At 62.1% G+C, this 6,992-nt stretch carries 5 protein-coding genes; all 5 read right to left on the bottom strand.

Going from position 1 to position 6,992, the window contains the following annotated elements; all coding sequences use genetic code 11:
• Nucleotides 1-1,334, bottom strand: a 1,334-nt coding sequence (locus AYR66_RS04630) for a sigma-54-dependent transcriptional regulator (protein ID WP_141104162.1), incomplete at its 3' end; no start/stop codon positions are given.
• A 10-nt stretch (nt 1,335-1,344) separates the two neighbouring features.
• Nucleotides 1,345-2,790: a sensor histidine kinase gene (locus tag AYR66_RS04625; RefSeq protein ID WP_170942061.1), complete on the bottom strand. Its 1,446-nt coding sequence runs from the start codon at nt 2,788-2,790 to the stop codon at nt 1,345-1,347.
• 131 nt (nt 2,791-2,921) lie between these two features.
• On the bottom strand, nt 2,922-3,485 hold the full coding sequence (locus AYR66_RS04620) for a TlpA family protein disulfide reductase (protein ID WP_088706546.1): 564 nt from the start codon (nt 3,483-3,485) through the stop codon (nt 2,922-2,924).
• Between the two features lie 29 nt (nt 3,486-3,514).
• A complete protein-coding gene (gene ccsA / locus AYR66_RS04615) occupies nt 3,515-4,657 on the bottom strand; it encodes a cytochrome c biogenesis protein CcsA (RefSeq protein ID WP_141104021.1) in 1,143 nt (380 codons plus the stop codon).
• A 159-nt stretch (nt 4,658-4,816) separates the two neighbouring features.
• Nucleotides 4,817-6,784 (bottom strand): tetratricopeptide repeat protein, encoded by a 1,968-nt coding sequence (locus AYR66_RS04610; protein ID WP_088706544.1) that lies wholly within the window; start codon nt 6,782-6,784, stop codon nt 4,817-4,819.
• Nucleotides 6,785-6,992 lie beyond the last annotated feature (208 nt).

Below are 6,992 nucleotides of genomic sequence, written 5' to 3'. Positions count from 1 at the left end.
CTGGACAAGCCGATTCCCAGCTTCTGGGCGGCCGCACGGCGGTCGCCGCCGGCGTCGGAGATGGCCTTGTTGATGACCGAGGCCTCGAAGCGGCGCACCTGCTCGCGCAGGCTGTCGCCGGAATCGGCCACTGCAGCGCCGTTCTTGCCGGCGGGCGCCGCGCGCAGGATCTGCGGCGGCAGGTCCTCACGGCTAATGCGGCCTTCGTCGGCCAGAATCAATGCGCGATCAACCACGTTTTCCATCTCCCGGACGTTTCCAGGCCATTCATAGGCACTCAGGATGTCTTCAACGTCCGGGTCGAGGGAAATACCTCCCACGTTGCCCAGACGCCTCGATCCTTTCTGCAGCAAGAATCGCACCAGCCCAGGGATATCCTGCCGGCGTTCCCGCACCGGTGGCGCGTGGACATGGAAAACGGACAAGCGGAAGTAAAGGTCTTCCCGGAACCGGCCTTCGGCGACCATCTGCGACAAGTCGCGGTTGGTGGCGGCCACGATGCGCACGTCGGCACGCTTGGCTTGCTCGCCGCCGACCGGGCGCACGGTCTTTTCCTCGATCACGTGCAGCAGCTTGACCTGCAGCGCAAGCGGCAATTCGCCGATTTCATCGAGGAAGATGGTGCCCTTGTCTGCTTCGAGAAACAGACCCTTGCGCGCCTTGTCGGCGCCGGTGAACGAGCCCTTGATGTGGCCGAACAGCTCGCTCTCCATCAGGTTTTCAGGAATCGCGCCACAGTTGACGGGAATGAAAGGCCCGTCCGCGCGCTGGCTGTGCTGGTGGATCTGGCGGGCGATCACACCTTTACCGGTGCCGCTCTCGCCGGTGACCAGCACCGTGCTGTCGGTCGGTGCGACTTTTGCGATCAGGCGGTCGAGCTGTTTCATGGCCGCCGACTCGAAGACGAAATGGTCTTCGCGGGAGCCCATGACCAGGTTGCGCAGCACGCGATTCTCAGAACTGAGACGACGCAGGTCGCGGACCTTCATCAGGCGGTGCAGCACTTCCTCATTGCGGACGGGCTTGATCATGTAGTCGGACGCGCCGGCCTTGATCGCCTCGATGGCGGTATCGACCGACGCATAGGCCGTCATCATGATGAAACTCGTCTCGATGCCCGCCGCGCGCGCCCGACGCACAAGCTCGATGCCGGTGAAGTCAGGCATCTTGATATCGCTGATCGCAACGTCGATGTCCCCTTTCGCCAGGCGTTCGAGCGCCTCCGTCCCGTTTGCGGCCTGGCAAACGCTGCAGCCGGACTTTCCCAGGTGCGCGGCGAGGATCTGGCGGATCGCCGGTTCGTCGTCGACGACCAGGACCTCGAGGGATTTCATGGATGTATCGTTAGGTTTCATTTAACGGAAAATATGCTTTGACCTGAGTTCCTACCCCAGGCGTGGATTCGATTTCTATGCTTCCGCCATGGTTCTTCATGATGGAGTAGCACAAGGATAAGCCCAAGCCGGTACCCTTGCCAGCAGGTTTCGTCGTAAAGAAGGCCTCAAAGACTCGCTCCAAGACATCTTTTTCCATGCCGCTGCCGTTGTCGGCCACGGCCATGCATACCCGATCGCCCTCTTGGCGTGTGGAAATTACAACAGTCGGCGGCCGGTCCTTGACAGACTCGAGGGCGTCCATTGCATTGATCAGCAGGTTCATGATGACTTGGGTGAGCTGGTCGGCCACGCCATCGATCGCGGGCAAATTGTGGTCGAGGTCGAGCCGCAGTTCCACGCCGCGCAGGCGCTTGTCGTAGCGGATCAGGCTGGTGGTGCTGCGCAACTGTGCGTTGAGATCGAGCAGTTGCGGTTCGGCCGGCTGCGGAGAAGCGAACTCCTGGATTTCGCGGGTAATCGCGGCCAGGCGTTGGGCCTGCGCCTGGATCAGGTCCGGACGGCAATCCTTGCAATAGTCTTCCGCGCAGAAGCCGAGTCCGGCCTCGCGGCGCTCCCGCATGTCCTGCGCGATACCGGAAATCGCCGCGATCGGGTTGCCGATCTCGTGCGCCACGCCCGCCGCAAGCGCGCCGATGGCGGCCATCTTCTCCTGGTGGAAGTACTTCTGCCTTTCGACGATCAGCTCCTTTTCCCGCTTGTCGAGCGCCGTCGCCATACTGTTGACCGCCTCCATCAGCTGGCCGACCTCGTCGTGACGGCGGATGGGAATGGGTTCGCCGCGATAGCCGTTGACGATATCGATGGCGCGCTGCTGCAGCGTGCGCAAATCCTCCGTCAGTTGCTTGAAAAACAAGGCCATGATCGTGCCCAGCAGCGCCAGCCCCATCATGCCGAGGAACATGGTGGTCATGGCAACCGAATCGGTCTGCATGCGGTAGCGTTCCGACATGCGCGACCGGGCCTGCTGCGATTGCTCGGCCAGGTTGGTGAACTCGTTCTTGGTCTTGATCAGCTCGACGATCAGCTGGCTCATGTTTTCGCGCGACGCATCACGGAAGGCCTCCTCCAGCGCGGCATCAGCGGCATCGAGGCGCACATCGAAGGCGGGAACGGCTTCCTGCAATTCCGCATGCTTGGTGCGCAAAATCTGGTAGTGCATCTGGATGCGCTGCATGCCCGCCTGGCGATCGGACGAGTCGACGTTCGCAAACACGCCCATCACGGCGTGGAAGGCAGCGGTATCGGCCTGCTTCAGCATGCTGTCGACCTCAAGCGACTTCTGGATTTCCTCGAAGTCCCGCAACAACTGGTTCTTCTGGTGGAAGACGAAGAGCGCGATGATGACGGCATATGCGATCAGCGCGCCGAACACGACCAGGCCCTTCGTCCTCACGGAAAAGACGAGGGAACCGGGCGGTTTTCCGCCCGCGGCATTTTCTCCGGGGACGGACTGTTTGAGTGCCAAAACCCGGATTGCGTTCAAGAACTTCCGTATCGAATTCACTGACCTGCCCGTTCGATTGATTATTTGACAGAGGTTTTGCCGGAGTTCGACTGGTACAGCGACTCCAGTTCGGCCAGCATTTCCGGGCTGTCCCATTCGCGCAGGCCGGGGATCCGGCGAAGCAGCGTGCCGTCCGGGCCGATCAGGAAGGTTTCCGGATAGACCTTCAGCTCCCACTGTTTGGAAAGGCGCGCGTTCTCGTCAAAGAAATTGAAAAAGGTGATGCCGTTCTGCATCAGGAATTCTGCCGCCAGCCGCTCATCCTGGTCGGTCGACAGGCCAAGCACCACGAAACGCGCGGGATCCAGCGTCTTGCTCAGCCGTTGCAGGCCGGGCATCTCGCGCCGGCACGGCGGGCACCAGGTAGCCCACACATTCAGGATCAGCATCTTCCCGCGCAACGCGGGGTCTTCCAGCGCATTGCCGGCGTTCGCCATGGCAATTGGAGGAAACGGTTTGCCCTCCGCGAGTTCGGGCTTGACCGGCGCCTTGCTGCAGGCGCCGAGCGCGGCCAGCACGATGACGGCGGCCATGCGGCGCCATGCGAGTTTCGTTGAAAAAGAAAAATTCCGTTTGGTCTTCATGTCCTTGCAATCCCGTCCATTCCCGCCTTTTACGGCATTACCAGGAACATCATAGCGGCCAGCCAGGTGGCACTGCCGTCGACCTGCGTCACCATCGGCACCGTTTCATGCACGCCGGGCCAGAGGACCCGCACGCCGACGAAACAAAATACCGTGGTGGCGAAGCCCACAATGTTCCACCATGCCATGCGGGGGCCTTTCCAGCCGTTGACGTAATGGAAAAAGAAATAGCCTGCGTAAATCAGGGAAACCAGCAGCGCCCAGGTTTCCTTCGGATCCCAGGCCCAGTACCTTCCCCAGGCCTCGTATGCCCAGATGGCGCCGAGAGCGGTCGCCAGCGCAAACACGGGGAACCCCATCATGACGGCACGATGCATCAGGCGTTCGATGCGGCGGGCTGCCGGCAGGCGGATGCCGGTCGTCCGCACCAGCGCACCCAGCCCCTGCGACCGGCTGCAGATGAGGTAGGCCGCGCCCATTGCGGCAGCGATCGCAAAGGCGCCGTATCCGAAGAACGAACCGAGCACATGCGCATACATCCAGTAGGCGCGCAGGATGCGGGTGTGGCTGCCGGGAATGGCCGTCTCGTGACTGGCCAGCCAGATCTGGAAAATGATGGCGGCCAGGACAATCATCATGACGAAGGCGCCGGCCGAGCGAGTACGATAGACGCGTTCCATGACAAGATAAATGACAACGGTCAGCGTGCTGAACAGCGCCACCATTTCATAAAGGGTATTCATTGCGAAGTGGCCGGGGCGATGCAGCCAGAACACTTCGATCCATCGCCACGCAAGGGCGAACAGGGAGGCTGCCGCGCCCAATCCCGCCAACCCGGAGGCCCAGCGCCCGACCGATTCCGAGGTGAACCAGAGGTGGGCGACATACAGGATAGTTGACGCAATCAGCAGCAGGTTGGCATACCCGAGCAGCTTGAAGATGAACAGGTCTTCGAACTGGATGCCAGGCACAAGTCCGGGTGTTTCCATGTATTCCACGATCATCAGCATGATCGTAGCGAGGGCGACAAAGCCCGCCCAGTACAGCTTCACAGGCAGCCCGAAGACTTGCCCGCTGCGGCCATAGCTTTCCGGATCCATGATCCCTTTTTCCTCCACGACTAGCCCAGCGGTGACCGGCACCTTCACTCCTCCTTCACGTACCACTGCCACGCAGTTCTTCGCTTTTGCGTGCCTCAGGACAGGCAACGACTGGCGATATTGAAATTGCTGCAATTATTTAGGCAAGCAATTTTGGTTCCATGCGGAAAAACAGGGGCAGGAGTAGCCGGCGTGCCCGTACGAGACTGCCGACTTGAGGCAGAACAAGTTCTAGTTGAGTTTTTTCTCGGGAATGGGATAGCGCACACCCCCCTTCCCGCTTTCGGGAATGGCGGCTGTCTGCGGGGTGCCCGGGCGTTTCTTTGCCAGTTCGGTTTCCCACTCCCAGATCGCTCCATAGGCCTTGCGAACGAAGGGATCATCCGGATTGCTGCGATGGACGTAGGTGCGCATCGCCCCAAGCGCCGCCTCCAGGTCGCCGAGGTGTTCAAGCACCACCGCCAGGCCGTAGTAGGCATTCATCTGTTCGGTGCGCAGCGAGATTGCGGCTTCGAAGAAATCCCGTGCGATGTCGTACTTTTCCATGCCGATCATCGCGAAACCCATGTTGACGTGGGCTTCCGGCATCTTCGGCTCCAGCTCCAGCACACGGTGCAAGGCGCTGGCCGCAGCCTGGTAATCCTTTGCGGCAAGCAGGCGCACGCCTTCCGAGAACTCGCGCGCCACTGTTTCCTTGCGCTTCTGCTGCACATGCTCGGCGGGATTCTTCATGCCGCCGGCGGCGGCAGGCGTGACGACCGTGCCCATTTCATTCGGCCACAAGGCGATCACCATGCCCGTTGCCAGAGTGAGCATGACAGTGACGAGGACGGCTGCGCCGCGGACATCACGGCGTGCAGGACGATCGGACATCGTGCGCGCGCCACGCAGTCCGCGCACGACATTGACCAGGAAGAGAATCGCACCGGCAATTGCCAGCAGGCCGCCAACACCGGCCAGTCCCATGGCAAGGAAATACGCCGGGAATTCCATCACCGCATCGGCATGCAATGTCTTGCGCGGCACGCCGATCCACCCCGACCAGGCGAGCGCCAGCGCGAGGACGGCCAACCCGCTGCCGTACATGACGGTCTGCAGCCGTTCCACTTTCACACTGCCCGCGCCGTAGCCGCGCAAGAGGCGGTAACCGAGTGCCATGTAGGCCAGCGTGACTGAGCCGACCGTACCGTGATAATGCGCGGGAACCATGGTGGATTCGCTGCGGATCAGTGCGCCAAGCACACATCCAAGCAGGAACAGCAGCACCGACAGCAACAGTGCGGGACCAAGAGGCGCGGCCAGGACCTTGCGCCCTGCCCCGGCCATGCGACGCAGCAAGAGCACGCCAAGGACGGCCGCCGCCGGCCACCCGCCCCACGCCATCAGTCGCGTGAACGCATGGTGGAATTCGGTACTGCCGACGGGATGGATGAAATGGATGACCGGCGCCGCCAGCACCGGCGCGGCGGCGAGCAACAGCAAGGCACGCAGCCAGGAACGCGGCACGATCTCGCCGCCCAGCACATCCTCGCCCAGCACGGTCCAGACGCTCATCATCAACAGCACATGCACGAACTGCAACAGGTGCCCGGGAGCCCAAGCCAGCGCTTCGAAGGCGGCGTGGCCGGAAGGAAGCCCGGTTTGTGCGAGCGCATTCAGCAGCGAAGCGCACGCCACCGCGGCAACAGCCATGGACAGTACTGCGCCGAGACGCCAGGGCTTGCCGTCCTTCATGCCGCGCCACGCAGCCGGCATGGATGCCGCGCCCCCCAGCACGATTCCGCCGATGAACAGCACGAGGCCGGCAAGAAAGACAGGGTGCTCCAGCACCGGTACATAGTTGGCCAGCAAGGGACGCGCCGCGGAAGAAAACAGGGGCAGGACCATGGTGGCCAGCCCCGTCGCCGACAGGCCGAGCGCCGCCCAGCGCCAGCGTCCCCCTGCGCCGCCTGCGGCCATGACCCAGATTGCGGACGCGCAGGACAGGAACCACACCACCACCGCAAAGGTGACATGCAGCACCAGTCCGCGGCTGAACAGTTCGGCAGGCGGTGCGAACGCGCCGGGCAAAGGTGCGCGGGCGGCCACCAGCAGCACGGCGCACAAGGTCGAGAATGCGAGCGCGGTCAGCGCCAGAAGCAGCCAGCCCGCGGCAAGCCGGCCGATGCCGGTTTGGTCGTCACGTAATACAGAATCCATAACCTGTTCCGGAGTGCAATTAATAGGCCAAGGCTAAAACGTCCCTTGATGTGGCCGGTCAGTCAGGAAAGGCACGCCAAAGAATGTCAGGAAGGCAATTGCGAAGACTACAAAGGCCATGCTGGACGACAGGCGCGGCGTGGGCTTGAAGGTCACACGTACATGCAGCGCGACTGCCAGCAGCAGCCAGGTAATGAAAGCCCAGGTT

It is taken from the genome of Noviherbaspirillum denitrificans, from assembly GCF_002211445.1.
In the GTDB taxonomy this organism is placed as follows: domain Bacteria; phylum Pseudomonadota; class Gammaproteobacteria; order Burkholderiales; family Burkholderiaceae_D; genus Noviherbaspirillum; species Noviherbaspirillum denitrificans.
Note: the sequence above shows the minus strand (reverse complement) of the source record. Positions and strands in the feature narration are given on the sequence as shown.